Origin of the sequence: Solidesulfovibrio sp., from assembly GCF_029978005.1 — a bacterium.
Lineage (GTDB): Bacteria > Desulfobacterota > Desulfovibrionia > Desulfovibrionales > Desulfovibrionaceae > Solidesulfovibrio.
Map to the genome: position 1 here is coordinate 1 of NZ_JARKOZ010000119.1, position 20,434 is coordinate 20,434.

At 67.9% G+C, this 20,434-nt stretch carries 18 protein-coding genes; 8 read left to right on the forward strand and 10 right to left on the reverse strand.

What is annotated here, in order from left to right; genetic code table 11:
* The first annotated feature begins 78 nt into the window (after nucleotides 1-78).
* Entirely contained in the window at nucleotides 79-768 is a 690-nt protein-coding gene (gene aat, locus Q1K70_RS13470) for a leucyl/phenylalanyl-tRNA--protein transferase (protein ID WP_300160578.1), read from the forward strand.
* Nucleotides 769-775: 7 nt separating this feature from the next.
* Here the strand turns inward: aat and Q1K70_RS13475 are convergent, their stop codons facing one another.
* The 4 genes from Q1K70_RS13475 to Q1K70_RS13490 all read right to left on the reverse strand — a co-directional run bounded on the left by Q1K70_RS13475 (nucleotide 776) and on the right by Q1K70_RS13490 (nucleotide 2,684).
* A complete protein-coding gene (locus Q1K70_RS13475) occupies nucleotides 776-1,216 on the reverse strand; it encodes a hypothetical protein (protein ID WP_300160581.1) in 441 nt (146 codons plus the stop codon).
* Nucleotides 1,217-1,358: 142 nt separating this feature from the next.
* Nucleotides 1,359-1,544, reverse strand: a complete 186-nt coding sequence (locus tag Q1K70_RS13480; RefSeq protein ID WP_300160584.1) for a hypothetical protein — start codon at nucleotides 1,542-1,544, stop codon at nucleotides 1,359-1,361.
* A gap of 2 nt (nucleotides 1,545-1,546) precedes the next feature.
* Complete coding sequence (locus tag Q1K70_RS13485) at nucleotides 1,547-2,131, reverse strand: TIGR00730 family Rossman fold protein (RefSeq protein ID WP_300160586.1); 585 nt, start codon at nucleotides 2,129-2,131, stop codon at nucleotides 1,547-1,549.
* Nucleotides 2,132-2,198: 67 nt separating this feature from the next.
* Nucleotides 2,199-2,684, reverse strand: a complete 486-nt coding sequence (locus Q1K70_RS13490) for a hypothetical protein (protein ID WP_300160589.1) — start codon at nucleotides 2,682-2,684, stop codon at nucleotides 2,199-2,201.
* 116 nt (nucleotides 2,685-2,800) lie between these two features.
* Between Q1K70_RS13490 and uvrB the strand changes: the two genes are divergently transcribed.
* The 5 genes from uvrB to ligA are packed head-to-tail and all read left to right on the forward strand — an operon-like array spanning nucleotide 2,801 to nucleotide 10,351.
* Nucleotides 2,801-4,864, forward strand: a complete 2,064-nt coding sequence (gene uvrB / locus Q1K70_RS13495; protein WP_300160592.1) for an excinuclease ABC subunit UvrB — start codon at nucleotides 2,801-2,803, stop codon at nucleotides 4,862-4,864.
* Nucleotides 4,865-4,866: 2 nt separating this feature from the next.
* Entirely contained in the window at nucleotides 4,867-5,925 is a 1,059-nt protein-coding gene (locus tag Q1K70_RS13500; protein ID WP_300160595.1) for a TrkA family potassium uptake protein, read from the forward strand.
* On the forward strand, nucleotides 5,922-6,668 hold the full coding sequence (locus Q1K70_RS13505) for a hypothetical protein (protein WP_300160597.1): 747 nt from the start codon (nucleotides 5,922-5,924) through the stop codon (nucleotides 6,666-6,668). Before Q1K70_RS13500 ends, Q1K70_RS13505 begins: the two co-directional genes overlap by 4 nt.
* Before the next feature lie 9 nt (nucleotides 6,669-6,677).
* Nucleotides 6,678-8,255, forward strand: a complete 1,578-nt coding sequence (locus Q1K70_RS13510) for a glycosyltransferase (protein ID WP_300160599.1) — start codon at nucleotides 6,678-6,680, stop codon at nucleotides 8,253-8,255.
* A complete protein-coding gene (gene ligA, locus Q1K70_RS13515; protein ID WP_300160602.1) occupies nucleotides 8,252-10,351 on the forward strand; it encodes an NAD-dependent DNA ligase LigA in 2,100 nt (699 codons plus the stop codon). Before Q1K70_RS13510 ends, ligA begins: the two co-directional genes overlap by 4 nt.
* 66 nt (nucleotides 10,352-10,417) lie before the next feature.
* On the opposite strand, the gene Q1K70_RS13520 is transcribed toward ligA, so the two are convergent.
* The gene (locus Q1K70_RS13520) at nucleotides 10,418-11,392 is read right to left on the reverse strand and encodes an alcohol dehydrogenase catalytic domain-containing protein (protein ID WP_300160605.1); all 975 of its coding nucleotides are present in this window, start codon (nucleotides 11,390-11,392) and stop codon (nucleotides 10,418-10,420) included.
* A gap of 129 nt (nucleotides 11,393-11,521) precedes the next feature.
* On the opposite strand from Q1K70_RS13520, the gene coaE reads away from it, so the two are divergent.
* A complete protein-coding gene (gene coaE, locus Q1K70_RS13525; protein WP_300160608.1) occupies nucleotides 11,522-13,177 on the forward strand; it encodes a dephospho-CoA kinase in 1,656 nt (551 codons plus the stop codon).
* Nucleotides 13,174-13,899: a rhomboid family intramembrane serine protease gene (locus tag Q1K70_RS13530; protein WP_300160611.1), complete on the forward strand. Its 726-nt coding sequence runs from the start codon at nucleotides 13,174-13,176 to the stop codon at nucleotides 13,897-13,899. Before coaE ends, Q1K70_RS13530 begins: the two co-directional genes overlap by 4 nt.
* Nucleotides 13,900-13,908: 9 nt before the next feature.
* On the opposite strand, the gene Q1K70_RS13535 is transcribed toward Q1K70_RS13530, so the two are convergent.
* From Q1K70_RS13535 to Q1K70_RS13555, 5 genes are all read right to left on the reverse strand, one after another.
* Entirely contained in the window at nucleotides 13,909-14,412 is a 504-nt protein-coding gene (locus tag Q1K70_RS13535) for a S24 family peptidase (protein ID WP_300160614.1), read from the reverse strand.
* Between the two features lie 327 nt (nucleotides 14,413-14,739).
* Nucleotides 14,740-15,411, reverse strand: a complete 672-nt coding sequence (locus Q1K70_RS13540; protein ID WP_300160617.1) for a S24 family peptidase — start codon at nucleotides 15,409-15,411, stop codon at nucleotides 14,740-14,742.
* Between the two features lie 258 nt (nucleotides 15,412-15,669).
* Complete coding sequence (locus Q1K70_RS13545) at nucleotides 15,670-16,368, reverse strand: S24 family peptidase (RefSeq protein ID WP_300160620.1); 699 nt, start codon at nucleotides 16,366-16,368, stop codon at nucleotides 15,670-15,672.
* Between the two features lie 668 nt (nucleotides 16,369-17,036).
* A complete protein-coding gene (gene hypF / locus Q1K70_RS13550; protein ID WP_300160622.1) occupies nucleotides 17,037-19,376 on the reverse strand; it encodes a carbamoyltransferase HypF in 2,340 nt (779 codons plus the stop codon).
* Between the two features lie 30 nt (nucleotides 19,377-19,406).
* A complete protein-coding gene (locus tag Q1K70_RS13555) occupies nucleotides 19,407-20,339 on the reverse strand; it encodes a DUF362 domain-containing protein (protein ID WP_300160624.1) in 933 nt (310 codons plus the stop codon).
* Nucleotides 20,340-20,434: the final 95 nt, after the last annotated feature.

Sequence of the window (20,434 nt, forward strand, 5' to 3'; positions counted from 1 at the left end):
CCCCCCCCCCCCCCCCCCCCCCCCCCGACGCATGAGGGGGTGGGGAAAAATGGAGATACTGTCAGTGTGTGGTGATGTATGCCGGTGTTTTATTTGACGGAGGAGCCGACGCTTTTTCCCCGGCCGGGCCTGGCCGAGCCCGGGGGGCTCCTGGCCGTGGGCGGCGACCTTCGCCCGGAGCGGCTGCTGGCCGCCTACCGGCGGGGCATCTTCCCCTGGTACGACGAGGAGAGCCCCATCCTGTGGTGGTCGCCGGACCCCAGGCCCATCCTGTTCCCCGGCCAGGTGTACGTGTCGCACCGGCTGGAGCGGACCTTGCGCTCGGGCAAGTTCCGCCTGACCTGCGACGCGGATTTCGGCGGCGTCATCCGGGGCTGCGCCACGGCGGCCCGGGCCGTGGGCGACGGCACCTGGATCGTTCCGGAGATGATAGAGGCCTACGAGCGGCTGCACGAGGCCGGCTACGCCCACAGCGTCGAGGCCTGGCAGGACGGCGTCCTCGTCGGCGGAGCCTACGGCGTGGCTATCGGCAAGGCCTTTTTCGGCGAATCCATGTTCCACGTCGTCACCGACGCCTCCAAGGCCGCCTTCGTGACCCTGTGCCGCCGTCTGGCGGCCATGGATTACCATTTCGTCGACTGCCAGCAGACCACGGGGCATTTGTGCCGTTTCGGCGCGGTGGAGGTGCGGCGCTTCGAATTCCTCAAGCGCCTGGAGATCGCCCGGGAATCCGGCGGCGAAGCGGGGACGTGGCGGGAGGGCGCGTAGGCGGAGGCTATTGCTGCTTCTCGCGCAGGCCGAAGAAGCGCAACGCCATGTGGCCGAGCGATTTCAGTTCATGGGCGTAGAGGGCGCCCTTGCTCGAAAAGCCTTCGATGACGCCATGCTCGGGGAGCTTCGTTCCCGACGACCAGACGTTGTAGATGCTGATCCTGTTCTTGGTGACGTAGGCGAGGGTCCCCTGCTCGATGAGCTTCTTGTATGGCTGCTCGATGCAGACCGGGACGTTCGTCCGCTTGTCCGCCTGGTCCGCCGCCGTGACGTTGCCGATGACGACGTCGTCGAGATAGACGAGGCCATCGTGTTGCAGCGAAGCCGTCGGGAAGGAGATCGTGTAGTTGACGCACGGCTGGTCGCTCGCCGCCCTGGCGCATTCGCTGCCGGCGAATCCTTCCACGGCCAGGAGCAGAAACGAGCACAAAAAAAAGGCGATCATCGAAGATTCCTGGGGAGGCTCGGGGTGTTCGGGAGTTTCCGGCCATGGTCGGCCGGCTTGTGCCGGATCAGTATGCTCAGGCCTTCTCCTTCCTGTCCACCCATTTTTCCGCGCGAAGCGGCTCGAAGGCCCGATCGTCGCTTCATGCCCTGCCGTTCCGTTGCGTCACCAGCTTCCTGATCTTCTGCTTCTGCAAGGCGATGATGGCCTTGAGGCGGCGGCATTCGTCCTTGTAGTAGGCCAGTTCCGCCGCCGCGTCGGCGAATGCGGTCGGCGGCGTGAAGTCGGGCTGCGTGGAGCGCGGGCGCTTCGGCTCCGGAGTGGCCATGGCTACGCCTTCTCCTTCCTGTCCACCCATTTCTCCACGCGAACCGGCTCGAAGGCCCGCATGTCCGCGAGCAGGCCCTCGGGCGCGTCGTTGGACAGCACCAGCCCCTTGTGCGCCTCCTTGAGAAAGCCTTCCTCGGCCATGCGGGAGACGAAATCCAGCAGCGCGTCGTAGTAGTGGTGCACGTTGAGCAGGCCGCAGGGCTTCTTGTGCAGCCCCAGTTGCGCCCAGGTGATGATCTCGCAGAATTCCTCCAGCGTGCCCATGCCGCCGGGCAGGGCGACGAACCCGTCGGCCAGCTCGGCCATGCGCGCCTTGCGCTCGTGCATGGAGGAAACCACATGCAGCTCCGTGAGCTTCGGGTGGGCCAGCTCCTTGCGGCGCAGAAAGTCCGGCAACACGCCGATGGCCTTGCCCCCGGCGGCCAGCGTCGCGTCGGCCACCGCGCCCATGAGCCCCACGCAGGCCCCGCCGTAGACCAGCGTCAGCCCCTCGGCGGCCAGCAGCCGGCCCAGGGCCACGGCCGTATCGACATAGGCGGGATCGAACCCGGACGAGGAACCGCAGAAAACGCACACGCTTTGCATAAGCGCTCCAAGGGGCCGGCGCGCGGCCCCGGTCTGTCTTTGGGATGCGGTCGGCGAGGCCGGCTTGCTAGTCCAACCCCTCGATGATCGGCTTGTGCTGGCTCAGATCGAAATACCCCCGCACCGCAAAGGGCAGGGTGTAGTTGGGGATCTTGTCGAAGTGGATGAAGCCGATGTCCTTGCCTTCGGTCAGTTCCGACAGGGCGGTCAGGCCCAGGGGAATGGGGAAGTTCAGGGCGCAGGCGTGGATTTCCGACAGCTTGTCCTGGTACCGGGTCTTGAGGTACTCCACGAGCGCGTCGCGCTCCTCCTCGGTGAAGGCCTCGAGCAGGATGCGGCGGCAGCTTTCGTAGCTGACCGGCAGGTCCGGCTGCACCGGATCGCCGGTGAGGACGTCCCAGTCGTAGATTTCCTCCTCTTCCGGATCCCAGGCGGAGCGGAAAAGGTGGACGGTGACGTCCTTGCGGCCCTTGAAGCTTTTGATCACCATGGACACGGTCCAGGCCCGGTCCACGGGAAGGTTGAAATCCGCCGGAACGACGTCGATTTCCATGAGCGTCTCCTTGCCCGTCACGGCTGTCCGCGGCCGCGGCGCGGCATGCGCGCCGTCGCGGACGCCTCGGGTTTTTCGCTTTCGTTGCGCCGCACAGGGATGTACAAGAAAACACCATGCTTTTCCAGTTGGAATCCGAATACGTTCCCCAGGGCGACCAGCCCCGGGCCATAGACGAACTGGCCGCCAACCTGTCCCAGGGCGTGCCGAGCCAGGTGCTGCTCGGCGCCACGGGCACGGGCAAGACCTTCACCATGGCCCAGGTCGTGGCCCGGCTGGGCCGCCCGGCCCTGGTCATGGCCCCCAACAAGACCCTGGCCGCCCAGCTCTACAGCGAGTTCAAGGGACTGTTCCCCCATAACGCCGTGGAGTATTTCGTCAGCTATTACGACTACTACCAGCCGGAAGCCTACCTGCCGCGCACGGACACGTACATCGAGAAGGACGCGTCCATCAACGACGACATCGACAAGCTGCGCCACGCCGCCACCCACTCCCTGCTCACCCGGCGCGACGTGCTCATCGTGGCCTCGGTGTCCTGCATCTACGGTCTGGGCTCGCGCGACTACTACGAGCGCATGGTGCTCACCCTCGCCGTCGGCGAGAAGACCGGCATGGAGGCCGTGCTGGCCCGGCTGGTGGAGATCCAGTACGAGCGCAACGACTACGACTTCCACCGGGGCGTGTTCCGGGTGCGCGGCGACGTCATCGAGCTCATCCCGGCCTACAGCCGCGACCGCGCCCTGCGCCTGGAGTTCTTCGACGACGAGCTCGAAGCCATCCTGGAGACCGATCCGCTGACCGGCGAGGTGCTCGGCTCCATGCAAAAGGCCATCGTCTTCCCGGCCAGCCACTACGTGTCCGACCGCGACAACCTGAGCCGCGCCGTGGCCGACATCCGCGAGGAACTGCGCCTGCGCCTGACCGAGCTGAAAAACGCCAACGACCTGCTGGCCGCCCAGCGCCTGGAAATGCGCACCATGCAGGACCTGGAGATGATCGAGGAGCTCGGCTACTGCAACGGCATCGAGAACTATTCGCGCCACCTCGACGGCAGAAAGGCCGGAGAGCCCCCTTACACGCTCCTCGACTATTTTCCAGAGGACTTCATCCTGTTCGTGGACGAGTCCCACATCACCGTGCCGCAGATCGGCGGCATGTACTCCGGCGACCGCTCGCGCAAGCAGACGCTGGTGGATTTCGGCTTCCGCCTGCCCTCGGCCCTGGACAACCGGCCGCTCAATTTCGAGGAGTTCATGGGCCGCATCGGCCAGGCGGTTTACGTCTCGGCCACGCCCGGGGACTGGGAGGTCAGGCGCAGCGAGGGCGTGGTGGTGGAGCAGATCATCCGGCCCACGGGGCTGCTCGACCCCGAGGTGGAAGTGCGTCCGACCAAGGGCCAAGTGGACGACCTCATGGCCGAGTGCCGGGCCAGGGCGGCCGCCGGCGAGCGCGTGCTCGTCACCACGCTGACCAAGCGCATGGCCGAGGAGCTCAACCAGTATTTCAACTCCATGGGCGTGCGCGCCCGCTACCTGCACTCGGACATCGACACCCTGGAGCGCGTGGCCATCATCAAGTCCCTGCGCCAGGGCGAATTCGACGTGCTGGTCGGCATCAACCTGCTGCGCGAGGGCCTGGACATCCCGGAAGTGTCCCTGGTGGCCATCCTGGACGCGGACAAGGAAGGATTCCTGCGCTCCGCGCGCTCGCTCATCCAGACCTTCGGCCGGGCGGCCCGCAACGTCGGCGGCCAGGTCATCCTGTACGCCGACGTGGTCACGGGCTCCATGCGCGCGGCCATGGAAGAGACGTCCAGGCGGCGCGAGAAGCAGGAAGCCTCCAACCGCGAGTCCGGCGTCGTGCCGCGCACGATCATCAAGAGCATGGACAGCGTGCTGGACAGCCTGTACGGCCAGGGGGCCGAAGCCTCGGGCAAGGGCTCGGGCGGCTACGCTCCGGCCGGCGGCTATGGCGCGCCGGCTTCGGGAACGCGCGCCGCCGTGCACGAGGAAGTTTCGGCATACGGCGACGGCATGTCGCGCAAGGGCCTGGAAAAAAAGATCAAGATGCTGGAGCGGGAAATGCGCGAGGCGGCCAAGGCCCTGGAATTCGAAAAGGCGGCGGAACTGCGCGACCGCGTAGCCGCCTTGCGGGCGCGGCTTCTGGAGCTGGACTAAAGATGAACGCCCACGGCTCCGGCCGCATCCTGCGCCTGCACGGGCGGGCGGTGCGGCTGCACCACCGCCTGGGGTCGTGGGGACCGCTCATCGGCGGTTTCGTGGCGCTCGCCATGGTCTTCTGCCTGGGCGTGCTCGGCTACATGCAGGTGGAGGGCTGGAGCTTCTTCGACAGCCTCTACCAAGTCGTCATCACCCTTTCCACGGTAGGTTTCCAGGAAGTCTACCCTCTGACCCGGGACGGCCGCATCCTCACCATGCTGCTCATCGTCTCGGGCGTCGGCACCTTCGCCTACCTGGTCGGCACCTTCACCCAGGTGCTGGTGGAGGGCCGGCTGCAACAGTTTCTCGGGAGGCGGCGCATGCAAAAAATCATCGACAGCTTGAGCGACCATGTCATCATCTGCGGCTTCGGCCGCATCGGCGCGGTCGTCGCCCGGGAGATCCTGGCCGAGAACGTGGCCGCGGTCATCGTGGAAAACAACCCCGAAGTGATCCGCGCCCTGGACGAGCAGGGCATCCCCTACGTGCAGGGCGACGCCACGGCCGACGAGACCCTGCTGGCCGCCGGGCTCATGCGGGCCAAGACCCTCGTCGCCGCCCTGACCCAGGAGGCGGCCAACGTCTACGTGACGCTCACCGCCCGTCAGCTCAACCCCACCGTCCGCATCGTGGCCCGAGCCGACGCCCAGGGCCACACCCAGCGCCTGGAGCGGGCCGGGGCCGACCAGGTGCTCGTGCCCCACCTCTACGGCGGCGTGCGCATGGCCCAGTCCGTATTGCGCCCCACGGTCACCAGCTTCCTGGAGCTGGCCGGGCGGGGAGGGGCCATCGATCTGCAGATGGAAGAACTGCAACTCACCGAACAGTCGGAGATAGCGAATCAGAACCTCATCGACGCGGCCCTGCGGCCGCGCTTCAATCTCATCGTCATCGCCATCAAGAAGGCGGGCGGCGAAATGATCTTCAACCCCCAGCCCCAAGCCGTGCTGGAGGCCGGCGACACCATGATCCTGGTGGGCAGCCGGGAGAACCTCGACAGCCTCCAGGAAATCCTTTGACCCGCGACCTCGCCCGCGCCCTGGCGGTCATTCTCCATTACGGCGCCCCCAGCCTGACCCGCCGCCTGCACGAACAGCTCCTGCCCGAGGCGAGCGCCGCCGGCCTGCCCGTGCTGGTGCTGGACAACGCCGCGCCCGAACCCTACGCCGGGGCCTGGACCCGGCTGCCGGAAAACCGCTTCTGGGCCGGGGCCTTCGATTTGGCCGTCCGGGCCGCCCGGGACATGGGGCGCACGCACCTGTGGTTTTTAAACAACGACATCGTCTTCACCTCGCGCCCTCCCTACCTCGGCCGGGCCCTGGGCCGGCTGGCCAGACTCGAAGCGACGCTCGGGCCGGTGGGCTGCTTTTCGCCGGCCTTCGAGGCCAGCCCCTACCATCCGCAGATGGTGGCGCGGCCGGGCGGCGACTTCCGGCTGGTGCGCGTCATGGACGGGGTCGCGCCCCTGGTCTCCCTCGACGCCCTGGAGGCGGTAGGCGGGCTCGACGCGGCGGACAACCCCCGGGGCTACGGCGTGGACGTCTGGCTGGCCGTGCGCCTGCACCAGGCCGGATACAAGCTCGTGGTGGACCACGGCCTGACCGTGCGCCACCGCCACCACACTTCCGCCCGGGCCGAGCCGGGATTCCTGGAAGCCGCCGCCCGGGCCGAGGCCGCTTACCTTTCCGCGCGCCTGGGACCGGGCTACCGGGAGCGCCTGGAGGCCTGGCAGGCCGAGACGGTGGAAGCGGAAAATCCTTAGGAGCCGGTCATGGGACCCTACGACTTCTTCCTGCCGCCGGTGTTCGACGCCCTGCCCGAAGCCGTGGCCGACCGGCTGCTGGCCGGGGTCTTCGGCCGCAAGCAGGCGGCGCAGACCGGGCTGGCCGCCCTTCGCGCCGCGCCGGAAGCCGGCGCGCAGGGAGCGCTCCTGGCCCGGCTGGGGCTGGAACTGTCGCTTCTGGCCTTCGACCTGGACCCGGGCAACGCCGCCCTGGCTCAGGGCATCCTGGCCCTGGCCGGCCAGGTTGGGGCGGGCCTGCCGCCGGACGCCCTGGCCGCTTTGCGTCTGGCCAGCGGGGAGGGCCTTGGCCCGGACTGGCGCGCCGCCCTGGCCGAGGCCGGCCGCACGGGCGACTGGGAAGGCTTTTGCCGGCGTCTGGAGGCCGGACACCCCGCTTTGGCCACGCCCCTGGCTTCGCGGCTGGCCGGCTTGGCCGCCCTGGCCGCCGGGGACGGGGAGCGCATCGCCACCTGGCGCGAGAGCCTGCCCGCCGGGCCGCTCACGCCCGGGCTGGCTTTCCTGCGCGCCCGGGCCGCGCTTCGCCTGGACGGGCGCGAGGCCGGCTTGGCGGCCCTGCGGGGTTTCCTTGGCCGATATCCCTGGTGCGCTCAGACGCTCCTTTCCCTGCACGACCTGCTCCGGGGCCGGGACGCCGCCCTGACGCCGCTGCCCGGCCGGCTGGCCATCCTGCTCTATTCCTGGAACAAGGCCGGGGAACTCGGCCGGACCCTGGAAGGGATTCTGGCCGGCGACCTGCCGGATTTCCACATTTTCGCCCTGGACAACGGCTCCACCGACGCCACGCCGGACGTCCTGGCCGCCTTCGCCGCCCGGCTCGGGCCCGGGCGCTTCACGGCCCTTGGCGCGCCGGTCAACGTGGGCGCGCCGGCCGGGCGCAACTGGCTCAAGCATTTGCCCGAGGTGCTGGCTTGCGATTTCGCCGCCTACGTGGACGACGACGCGAGCCTGCCCCGCGACTGGGCTTTGCGCTTCGGCGCGGCCGTGGCCGCCTACCCCCAGGCCGGGGTCTACGGCTGCCGCGTCCACGACGCCGGACGCCCGGCCGCGCTGCAAGCCGCCGAGTTCCACGTGGAGCCGGCCGGCCCGGGCGAGGGCATCGCCGCCTCGGACTTGCAACTGCAAGCCCCGGACGTGGGGCAATTCGCCTACTGCCGGCCGGCCGTGTCGGTCACGGGCTGTTGTCATCTCTTTCCGACCAAGGCCCTGGCGGACGGCGGCGATTTCGACATCCGCTTTTCCCCGTCCCAGTTCGACGATTTCGACCGCGACCTGCGCGCCGCCCTGGCGGGGAGCTTCGCCGTCTGCCAGGGGCATCTGGCCGTGGGGCACCTGCGCGCCAGCGGCGGCGACGCCGCCCGGCGGCGGGCGGCCGGAGCCAATGCCCACGGCAACATGCAAAAGCTGCAAGGCAAGTACGACGCCGGCGACGTGAGGCGCCTGCGCCGCGAACAGCGCAACCGGCTGTTGACCGACCTGCGCAAAAAGGCCATCTGGTTGGCCCGCCACGACCCCGGCGGCGAACGCGACAAGGAAGGGGATGCATGAGCGAGCAACGGGACGCTGCCAGGGAACTTCGGGAACTGCGCGAAAAAATTCATTATCACGACCACCGCTACTACGTCCTGGACGATCCGGACATCGAGGACGCGGCCTACGACGTCCTTTACCGGCGGCTCAAGGAACTGGAGGCGGCCCATCCCGAGCTGGACGACCCCAATTCGCCGACCAGGCGCGTGGGCGGCAAGGTCCTGCCCGCCTTCACAGCCCGGCCCCACAGGCTGCGCATGTACAGCCTGGACAACGCCATGACCGAGGCCGAATGGCTCGATTTCGTCGGCCGCGCCGCCAACAAGCTGGAGAAGGAAGGCGTGGCGTTTGAAAAGACGTTTTGGGTCGATCCCAAATTCGACGGCCTGGCCCTGGAGATCATCTACGAGAACGGCGTTTATGCAGGGGCGCTCACGCGCGGCGACGGCGAGACGGGCGAGGACGTGACGGAAAACGTGCGCACGGTCAAAAACGTGCCGCTCGACCTGCGGCCCCATGCCTCCCGAAGCGGCCTTCCCGTGCCGGCGCTGCTCGAGGTGCGCGGCGAGGTGGTCATGACCCGCCAGGATTTCTACGAACTCAACGAGCGCCAGCGTGAGCAGGGGGGCAAGGTCTTCGCCAACCCGCGAAACGCCGCCGCCGGCTCGGTGCGCCAACTCGATTCGGCCGTGTCCGCCACCCGACCGCTCACTTTTTTCGCCTACGGCGTGGGCACGTTCGATTTCGGCGGGGCCGATCCGGGCTGGGCGACCCATTCCGGGGTCATGCATGGCCTGGCCGGCCTGGGACTGCCCGTGGCCAAGGAGGGCACGGTGGTCGGCGAGGCCGAGGTCTACCCGGCCTTCACGGCCCTGGGCCTGCGCCGCCAGGAACTGCCCTTCGAGATCGACGGCATGGTGGTCAAGGTGGACAGCCTGGCCTTGCAGCAGGCGCTGGGCTTCACGGACCGGGCTCCGCGCTTCGCCGTGGCGCTCAAATTCCCCGCCCACGAGGCCGAGACGGTGCTCGAGCGAATCGAGGTCCAGGTGGGCCGCACCGGCGTGCTCACCCCGGTGGCCATCCTCGCGCCCGTGTCCCTGGCCGGGGTCACGGTGTCGCGGGCCACGCTCCACAACGAGGACGAGATCAAGGCCAAGGACCTGCGCGAGGGCGACACGGTGGTGGTGCGCCGGGCCGGGGACGTCATACCCGAGGTGGTGCGTGTCGTGACGGAAAAGCGGCCGGCGCAGGCCGGGGAATACGTCTTCCCCCACGTCTGCCCGTCGTGCGGCTCCCAGGCCGTGCGCGCCGAAGGGGAGGCGGCCTGGCGTTGCGTGAACATCGCCTGCCCGGCCATGCTGCGCCGGGGCATCGCCTATTTCGTGTCCAAGTCGGGCCTGGACATCGAGGGCCTGGGGCACAAGTGGGTGGAATCGCTCATCGACAAGGGCATGGTCAAAACGCCGGCCGACCTCTTCGACCTGACCGAGGCGGACCTGCTGCCCCTTGAGCGCATGGCCGAGAAATCCGCCGCCAACTTCGTGGCCGCCGTGGACGCGGCCAGGCGAAACGCCACCCTGGCCAAGCTCATCGCCGCGCTCGGCATCCGGCAGGTGGGCACGCGCACGGCCCGCACCCTGGCCGGGCACTTCACGGACCTCGACGCGTTGGGCGCGGCCACGGCCGAGGAGCTGACCGCCCTGCCGGACATCGGGCCGGAGGTCGCGGGCTCGATCCGCGAATTTTTCGACAATGCGGCCAACCGCGCGCTCATCGGCCGGTTCAAGGAAATCGGCCTGTGGCCCGTGGCCGCGCCGCAGCCGACGCAACCGGCCACGGCCACGGCGCTTGCCGGCAAGAAGTTTCTTTTCACCGGCACGCTGCCGGACATGTCCCGGGAGAAGGCGCAAGCCCTGGTGGAAGCGGCCGGCGGCCGGGTGGTGACGGCGGTGTCGAAGAAGCTCGACTACCTGGTGGCCGGGGCCGATCCGGGCTCCAAGCTGGCCAAGGCCCAGGCGCTCGGCCTTCGCGTTCTCGATCCCGAGGCGTTCCAGGCCCTCCTGGCCGAGGCCGCAACGCCCAACCCTACTCAGAAGTCCCTTTTCGACGCGTAACAGCTCCCCCCATCGGGGAGGTCCAGGAGGGGGGCACCCCCTCCTGGCCGCCGGAGGCGTCCCCTCTCAACTCCGCCCGAACTCCACCAACACCTTCATGGCCCCGGGCCGCGAAGCGGCGGCCAGGGCCTCGGGAAAGGCGGCGAAGGGGAACACGGCCTCGACCAGGGGCAGGACGTCCACCAGAGCGTCGCGCAAGTAGGCGGCGGCCAGCCGGAAATCGCCGCAGCGCGAGCCGACGAGGCGCACCTCGTCCACCACCACCCGGGCCATGTTGAGGGGCGTGGGGGCGAAGGTCGTGGTCTTGAGCACCACGGTCCCTTCGGGCCGCACGAGGTCCAGGGCGAAGGCCAGCCCGTCCGGGCGGCCCGTGGCCTCGACGACCACGTCGAAGGGGCCGAACTCCGTGCGCAGGGCGGCCGCGTCGGCGAGGCGCACGGCCACGCCCTGGGCGGCGGCGATGGCCAGCTTGCGCTCGTGACGGCCGGCCAGGACGAGGTCCGGGCACAGCCGGCGCAGGGCGCAGGCGCAAAGGATGCCGAGCTTGCCGTCGCCGAGGACGAGCAGCCTGGTCGCGGCCGTGAGGTGTTGTTGCTGCCCGGGCTCCAGGGCGGCGGCCAGGGGTTCGATGAACACGGCTTCCGCGTCGCCGACCGCCTCGGGAATGGGGTGAACGAGGGAGGCCGGCATGGTAAGGTATTCGGCGAAGGCCCCGTCCTTGCCGGCGATGCCGAGGGTGGTGCGGTCCGGGCAGTGGCGCGGGCCGGCGGTCAGGCAGGTGTGGCAGCGGCCGCAGCCCAGGTTGATCTCCGCCGTGACGCGGCGGCCGAGCAATTCGGGATGCTCCGGGGCGGCGTCCACCACGCCGACGAATTCGTGGCCCGGGATGCCGGCAAACCCCATGTAACCCCGCAACAATTCGACGTCCGTGTTGCAGATGCCGGCCAGGCGCACGGCGACGCGCACTTCGCCGGGTCCGGGGACGGGGTCGGGGCGGATTTCCATGCGGACGGTTCCGCCCTCGAAGATCACGGCCTGCATGGGTGCCTCCTTTGGGCTGGCGAAACGGAGGAAAACAACCTAACCTATTAACGAACCATGCTCAATTGCGACGGTCCCGGCGGAGATTCCGGCCGGGACGGCGCAGGAACGGTTTCGAGGCGAAACGACATGACGGATGCGGCGATGCGGCGGGAGGCGGTGTTCGAGCCCGGACAGGGCGGCGGGGCGGGCACGCGCCTGGACGTTTTCTGGTGTTCCCGGCTGGCCGAGGAAAGCATCGGCCGTTCGCGCGTGCGGGCGGCCATCGACGAGGGTCTGGCCACGGTGGACGGCGCGGTCTGCCGCAAGGCCGGCCTCAAGCTGCGCGGCGGCGAGAAGCTCTCCATCGTGCTGCCGGCAAGGCCGAGCGAAACTCCGGCCGAGGCCGGGAGCCTCGGCGTGCTCTACCGCGACGAACACCTGCTCGTGCTCGACAAGCCGGCCGGGCTCACCGTGCATCCGGCCCCGGGCCTGCCCGAGGGCACGCTGGTCAACCGGCTGCTCCACCATTTCCCGGCCCTTCGGGATTTGAGCGGCGAGCGCCCGGGCATCGTCCACCGCCTGGACAAGGACACGAGCGGACTTTTGCTCGTGGCCCTGACCGAGCCGGCGCGCGCCACCCTGGCCGCCGACTTCGCGGCCCGGCGCGTGCGCAAGACCTACCTGGCCCTGGTCCACGGCCGGCCCGAGGGGGAGGGCGGCGACATTCGCCTGCCCATCGGCCGCGATCCCCGTCATCGGCACAAGATGGCCGTGGTCCACAAGGGCGGCCGCGAGGCGCGAAGCCGCTGGCGGCTGGTCTGGAGCGCTCCGGACGGGGCGGCCAGCCTGCTCGAGGTGGACATCATGACCGGCCGCACCCACCAGATCCGGGTACACCTGGCCGCCATGGGCCACCCCATCGTCGGCGACGCGGTCTACGGGACCACGCCCCATTCCCTGTGGAAGCGCCGGGGCGACGCCGCCGGCCGGCTGGCCGGCCGGCAGATGCTCCATGCCTGGAAGCTCTCCTTCAGCCATCCGGCGCTGGGACGGGAGTTTTCCTTCCGCTGTCCGCCGCCGCCGGATTTCTGGCGGCTGGTGCTGCTGCTCGGCCGCCTGCCCCAGCGGGTGGGTGTGGTCGGCATGCCGGGCTGCGGCAAGTCCACGCTGCTGGCCGCTTTCGGCGCGGCCGGGCATCCGGTCTTTTCCGCCGACGCCGCCGTGGCCGCCCTCTACGCCCCGGGCGGCGGCGGGGCGCACATGCTCGCCGGCCGCTTCGGCGAGGCGGCGCTGGGCCCGGACGGCGGCGTGGACAAGCAGTGGCTGCTTCAGGGCATCCTCGGCAGCGAACGCCTGCGCCGGGAGGTCATGGACCTGATCCATCCGTTGGTGCGGGGCGAGATGGAGGCTTTCTACGCGGCCAACCGCCAGGCGAAGGCCGTTTTCGCGGAGGTGCCGCTGCTGTTCGAATCGGGCTGGCCGGCCCAGGACGTGGCCGACTTGGTCGTCGGGGTGCGCTGCGCCGAGCGGGTCCGGCGGGAGCGGCTGACGCGGGGGCGGGGCTGGACCGAGGAGCTCGCCGCGCGCATGGACGGCTGGCAGTGGCCCGAGGAGAAAAAGCTCGCCCGCTGCTGGCAGGTCCTGGACAACGATGCCGGGCCCGAAGAACTGGCCGCGAAGGCGGTCGGGGTGCTCAGGCTCCTCAAGGCGCTACGCCGCGAGGACGTCCGGGCCCGCTTCGACTGGCTCGTTTCTCGCGGCTACGCCGGCAAGCCCGAGAGCCGCACCGGGACGGGAGCGTGATTCCCCTTCGCGACAACGTGCCGAGCACCCGCCGGCCGCTGGTGACCTGGACCATCATCGGGCTTTGCACGCTGCTCTTTCTGTTCGAGAAGCTGCTGCCAGATCCGGTGCTCTACGAATTCCTGCACCTCTACGGCGTGGTGCCGGCGCGCTACACCGATCCGGCCTACGCCCACGTCATGGGCTATCCCGACGGCGGTTACGAGTCCCTTTTCACCTACATGTTCCTGCACGGGGGCTGGCTCCATTTCCTGCTCAACATGTGGGTGTTGTGGATTTTTTCCGACAATGTCGAGGAGGCGCTGGGACCGGCGCGCTTCACCGTCTTCTACGTGCTTTGCGGACTCGTCGCCGCCGGCGCGCACATTCTTTTCAACTGGAACGCCGTGGTGCCGGTCATCGGGGCCTCGGGGGCCATCGCCGGGGTGATGGGGGCGTATTTCCGACTGTTTCCCCGAGCCCGGGTGGTGACGCTCATTCCGATAATCGTCATTCCCTGGATCATCGAGCTGCCGGCCGTGGTGTTTCTCGGCATCTGGTTTTTCATCCAGCTCCTTTCGGGGCTCACCGGCTCGGTCTCGGGCGGGGACGCCGCCAGCGTGGCCTTCTGGGCCCATGCCGGCGGGTTCGTGGCCGGATTGGCCCTCGTGCGCCTTTTCCTGCCCCCGGGTTGCCAGTTCTGCTTCGACCCGCGCAACCGGCGCTACGACCGGGAAGAATAGGGGGCCGCCTCAGAGCTCCTGAGCCACCCATACCACGCGGCCGACGATGCGGCAGCCGTCCTCGCCGCGGGGCACGACGAACGTCGGCACGGCCCTGTCCAAGGCCGCCAGCTCGAAGCTGTCGCGGCCGTCGATGTAACGGGTCAGGCGCACGACCAGGCCTTCCCCGGGAATGTCCAGGGCGAAGGGAACGCCTGCCTCGTCGGCGGAGGCGTCGTCGGGCGATTTCGCCGGCGGAAGATCCTGGGCCGTGTCCACCATGAGATAGGCTCCATGCCGGATGCGGGGCTCCAGGGCGCGGCCTTCCATGCGGGTGAGGAAGCGCGTGGGACCGAGCAGCCGCGACAGCAGGGCGATGCGTTCGATTTCGCGAAGCCCCCATCGCCCGGTGCGCGGATGGACGACGTCCATGGCGAAGACCGGCATCATGACGATGCGTGCCGGGGTGTGGGAGAGGACGTCCTCACCCAGTATGATCCGCGGATCGATGCCGTATTCCCGGCAGTGACGCAAGACGAGAGACCTGATGTCCTCTTCACGGCCTTGCGATGCATACCGAGCCGCCAATTCAAGCCTGTCGACTGCCTTGCTTTCGCCTTTGGCTTGGAGGGCCAGCTTGAGACGGGCAAGGAGAGGATGTCGTGCGTCTTGAGCCATGTATATCCCTATTTTCCCCGATCAATATACATATTTTATATGTATGTAAATACAATGCCATAAATTTATTTATGGACATGGAGAGACGCAAAAGCAGACGGACCGGGAGGTAGGAGCGGACAATCGACGAGATCGGGCGAGGGCGCCAGGGGCGGTTATGCGTCGTCGCGAAGCCGATGCGCGTCAGATCTCCTGGATGATCCAGACGGCCTTGCCGACCGGTGTGATGCCGGGGTTGTCCAGGGGGAAGTTCTGGGGCTGGTGGGCCGGGTTGTCGGCGAGCAGGGTCAGGCGTTTCGCTTCCAGGTCGCGGACGACGCGCTTGATGACGAGGCCTTCGCCGGGGATGTCCAGGGCGTAAATCTCGCCGCTGCGCAGGCGCGTGTCGTCGCCGTCGATGCCGACGTAGGCGTCGCGGCGGATGACGGGTTCCATGCTGCTGGAATCCATCTTGACGACGAGGAGGTTGGTGCGCTTGAGGCGGTCGAACAGGGGGATGGTTTCCAGGGGATGGCGTCGCCAGGTTCCGGTTTCGGGATCGGTGGGTTGCATGGCGAACACCGTGGCCTTGGCCGGGGCGGCGGCGTAGTCGCCCAGAGGTTCGCGCACCGCCGCGCCGAGGCTGAAGTCTTCCCGGCGGGAGATGGGTTCCTGGCCGTAGAGTATCCAGTCCGGTTCGAGGCCTAGGGAACGATAGAGGGTGACGAGCCAACCGTCGGGTATCGTATTTTTCTTTTTGGCGTCGGAAATGCTGGACTGCTTGATGCCAAGAAGATGGGCGATCTCAGTCTGGGTTCGCGTGCGCGTGGCTGCTTGAATCCGGGCATAGGCGTCTTCAAAGGCGTCTGGCTTCACGGGAGCTCCTGTAACGCGGCATTGGGCTATCGAATTGAATAAGTAAGTCTATAAAAAATCTATACTCCCTAACGTTTCTTTGAACCGATTACATCGCTTTGAAAAGTGCGTCAATGTGAGGATTCCGTGCGTACGGCTCCGATTGAACAGCACGATCCCAACAGCATCATTGCCACGCCCAGCGCTTGGCTGCGGGAGGCTCGTCGCTACGCCTCCCGCAGAGGATGCGATCTTCCATTGTCACAGTGTGACGCGCGGTCATATCTCCTGGAAGATCCAGACCACCCGGCCGATCACGCGTTCGACGGCGGTTTCGGCGGCCAGGGCCTGATCCGTGTAAGCCGGGTTTTCCGAACGCAAAATGAAGCGGCCGCTTTCCGTCTCGTGCAGCAAGCGTTTGATGACGAGTCCTTCCACAGGCATGTCCAGGGCGTAGAGGGCTCCGGAACGGATGGTCCGACGTTCCTTGTCGATGCCGACGTAGGCTCCGCGGGCGATCAACGGCTCCATGTCGTTCTCGTCCATGCGCACAACGGTCAGGGCGGGGCGATGGAACTGCTCGGGGACGGTGACGGTCTCGACGACGTTTTCCTTCCAGCCGTCCTGGCCCTGGTCCGGCGCGGACATGGCGCTGACGGGCATCTGGTAGTGCTTGGGCTTGCGGCCGTAGGCGTCGCCGCCTTCCCTGACCTGAAGGGCTCCGCCGCGCTGTTCGCCGAGAAACTGGGGGGTCTCGCCGTCGATGATCCAGTTCGGGTTGAGGTTGTATATCTGGTACAGCTTGATCAGCCAGCTGTCAGGGATCGATTGCCTGCGCTTGGCATCGGAGATGCTGGACTGACGGATGTCGAGCAGCTTGGCGATTTCCACCTGGGTCCGCATGCCTGTGGACTTCTTGATGCGATCAAAAGCTTCATCGAACCGGTTGCTGGTTTCGGGGGTATTGACTTCAGTCATGAATCCTCCAACGCTCCGAGTTTCCATATCAAGAGGATGCACAGAGAGATTGTCGATGAATCCGCCTCTCTATTTCTCATCAGATATGCTGGTTGTTCCAAGCCGATAGCACAAGCTTCCTTGGTTTGACAATCTCAATATCAGTTCATTTTATTTGAATGCACAAGGTTGTATCGATAACTGTTGGTTTGAGTATGGTTAATACTGTTCGTAGTATCGTGTTTGACTTTTTCTGTCACAGTGTGTTTGGCATATTTGTCAAAGAGACTGGCATCGCATGGTCAGGCACAAGTCCTTCGTGCGGTCGTGTCGTTGGAATACAAAAAAACAGATACCGGTTTTCGCCGGAAGCACACGGTTTCTCATGGCGCAATCCGAATCCGGGATCGCCTCGCCGACCTGTGGGTGTGATGTCTTGCAGAACGTGAGAAGACGTGAGTTCATCAAACCGGAGGCGTGCTTTTCGTCCGAGAGGCGGGATGGGCTTTTTCTCCGCACGGCGTCGCAGTATTTTCAAACCCCGCAAAATCAAATGTGAAATCGGCGAGGTTCAGGGGACGTCGTCGACAATTGGACGAATTACGCGTCCATACCGGGATTGTCAATGAATAATATACTGATTGAATATATAATTATATCCAATACGAAATAGAAATACGCCAAAAATGTTACATTCGTGTCGTCAAAACGCCATAGAAGGCTTGGCCAAGACTGATGCAGCCGTCGTTCGGAGGCAGGACCCGATGCCCCAAAGGGACAAGCCCCTGCCGTGAAAGCGCCGGCGACAACAACGTCGCCAGGGTCCGGTTCTGCATCGCGCCACCGCTGAGGGCCACGCGCCGAACGCCCGTGCGGTCGGCCAGCAGGCGCGCCATGGCGGCAAGGCCGGCCACCAAGCCCAAATGAAAGCGCCGGGCCACCCGCCCCACCGGCTCGCCGCGCGCCGCCTCCTCCGTGGCCTGGGAAAAAAGCGCCAGGGTGTCCAAACGCACAGGCATGGCTTCCGCCACCACGGGACAGGCATAGGCACCGGTTTCGGCCATGTCCTGGGCGCGCTCGAGCAGGATGGCGGCCTGGCCCTCGTAGTCGATGCGCCGGCAAAGCCCCAGGGCGGCGGCCACGGCGTCGAACAGCCGGCCGCAGCTCGTCGTGACCGGGCAGTTGAAATCCTTCTCCAGCATGCTCCCCACCAGCTTCGAAGTGCTCTCCTGGCCGGCCAGCCAGGGCCAGGGGCGCCCCGTGCCGGCCCTCTCCCCCAGGGCGAAGGCGCAGGCCTGGGCCGTGCGCCAGGGTTCGCGCACGGCCGCGTCCCCGCCGGGCAGGCGCATGGGCGAAAAATGTGCCAGCCGTTCGTGGCGCCGTCGCGCGGGATCGACCAGCAGGCATTCCCCGCCCCAGAGCGTGCCGTCCTCGCCGAGCCCCACGCCGTCCAGGGCCAGCCCGAGCGCCGGCTCGCAAAGCCCGTGCTCGGCCAGCACGGCGTAGATGTGGGCGGCGTGGTGCTGCAGGCGCAGCACCGGCCAGTCCGTCTGCTCCAGGGCCAGGCGCGTGCTCGGATAGTCCGGGTGCAGGTCGGCTACGCAGGCCTCCGGGGTCGCCCGCAGCACGCCGCGCATATGCTCCATAGTCTCCTGGTAGAAGCCGAAGGTTTCAAGGCTCTCCAGATCTCCCACGTGCTGGCTGACGAAGGCCTCGCGGCCCTTGGTCAGGCACAGCGTGGCCTTGAGCATGGGGCCGAGCCCGAGCACCGTCGGCCCGGACACGGGAAGCGTCACCGGAGAGGGCACGTAGCCCCGGGCGCGGCGCAGGAAGAGCACGGGCGCGACCGGACCGTCGTCCGGCGCTTCTTCGACCGTAAGAGGTCTGGCCACCGAGTCGTCGGTGCGGATGAGGATGTCGCGGTCGTGCAGCAAAAAGACGTCGGCGATATGCCCCAGGCGCGCCAGCGCCTCGCGGTTGCCGAGTCTGATGGGCTCGCCGCCGGCGTTGCCCGAGGTCATGACCAGGGCGGCGGGGCGGTCCGGCCCGGCCGCAACGGCGTAGGCGGCCAGAAGCAGGTGGTGCAGCGGCGTATAGGGCAGCATGAGCCCGATCTCGTCGGTGTCCGGCGCGATCCCCTCCGACAGGCCGTTCCCCGGCCGGGCCGGGGCCAGCACGATGGGGCGGACGGTTCCCGAAAGAAGCGCTTCGGCCCGGGCGTCCAGGCGCGCCAGCCGGCCGGCGGCGGCAAGATCGGGCGTCATCACGGCCAGGGCCTTGGACGGCCGGCCCTTGCGCCGGCGAAGGGCCGCCACGGCGGCATCATCGGCGGCGTCGCACACCAGATGAAAGCCGCCCAGGCCCTTGACCGCGGCCACGGCTCCCTGAGCCAGCCGATCCGCCAGGGCGGTGATGGCCGCATCGCCTTCGGCCAGGCGCGCGCCCGAGGCGTCGGTCAGCCAGACCCTGGGGCCGCAGGCCGGACAGGCCACGGGCTCGGCGTGGAAGCGCCGGTCGGCCGGATCGGCGTATTCGGCGGCGCAGTCCGGGCACAGCGGGAAGCAGGCCATGGAGGTCGTTTCCCGGTCGTAGGGAATGGCTCGGGTGATGGTGTGGCGGGGGCCGCAGTTGGTGCAGTTGGTGAACGGATACCGGTAGCGCCGGTTGGTGGGATCGGCCATGTCGGCCAGACAGTCCGGGCAGGTGGCCACGTCCGGGCTTATCAGCACGTCGTGGCCGGCCCCGGCTGCGCTGTGGCCGATGCGAAAGGCCGTCTCCCCGAGCGGCGGCACGGCCTCGACCGCGTGGCGGGTGAGCCGGGCCAGGGGCGGAATCTCCGCCGGCAGGCGCTCGCCGAAGGCCGTCACTGCCCCGGGCGCACCCTCGACCTCAATGACCACGCCCTCGGGCGTGTTGCGCACGCTGCCGCCAAGGGCAAGCTCGGTCGCCAAGCGGTAGACGAAAGGGCGAAATCCTACGCCCTGGACCTGGCCGGCGACGATGTGCCGGCAACGCACGTGATGCGACATGGCGGGAAGGTACAGGGCTTTGCCGGCGTGTCAACGCCTGAGACCCAGGCCCACCAGGAGGCTGCGCAGCCGTCCCTTGACGAATCGCCTGGGCTCGAAGGTGAGCGCTGCCAGGGCCTTGGGCGTGCGGAACCCGGTCGCGTCGAAGGCCGCCAGGCCCTCCAGGGGATAGTCGACGTCTTCCGGCCGGACGCCGCCAAGCCCTTGCCGCATCGCCTCGGCCCAGAGCGGCACGTCCTGCGGGGCGAGGCCCAGCAGCGCATAGACGGCCGTGTCCAGGGCCAGGGGACTGGCGGACGCGCCGAGCAGGCCCAGCGGAAAGGCCTCGCCGCCGACCGGGCCGGCCTTGTGCATGGCCACGATGCCGTCAAGGAGCGACGTCGACGGCGGCAGGGTGGCCAGCACGTCGAGGATCATGCGGGCGAATGTCGCCCTGTCCTTGCCCAGGCGCTGGTGGGCCAACGACTTGCGGAAGCCGCACACGCAGCCGAAAAAATTCTTCGTGGCCAGGGTCAGGCCCATCTGGTCGTGGCATTTGAGCCGGGCCAGATTGAGGATGTGGTCCGCCTCCAGGGCCAGGGCCGAGACGCCGATGGTCCCGCCGTGGGCCAGGCGCAAGGGGCGCGGCCCATCCAGGCTCGCCACGGCCACGGGCAGGTCGGCCAGCGCCTCGGTCAGCCCGGCCAGCCGGGCCATGATGCGGCCGGTGCCGAAGGCCGGGGAATCGGCCACGATGACCGCTGCCCCCCGCGACAGGGCGAACAGGCAGGCCGCGCGCACGATGCGGGGATGGCTGCACGACAAGGCGGTGTTTTTCGGGGCCACCAGATTGGGCTTGACCAGCACCCGGTCGCCGCGACCCACGGGACAGCCGACGGCTTCGAACAGCTCCGCCACATGCGCATCGAGACAGGACGCGTCATAACCGCCGACACGGCGCAGTGAAACGGGGTAGCGGCTCATGAGGGAAGAATGCCTCCGGCGGCCGGGGGGGATAATCCCCCCCGGACCCCCTTGATGGGGGCGGCGCGTCGGGGCCGACTGCAAAGCCAGCCGGC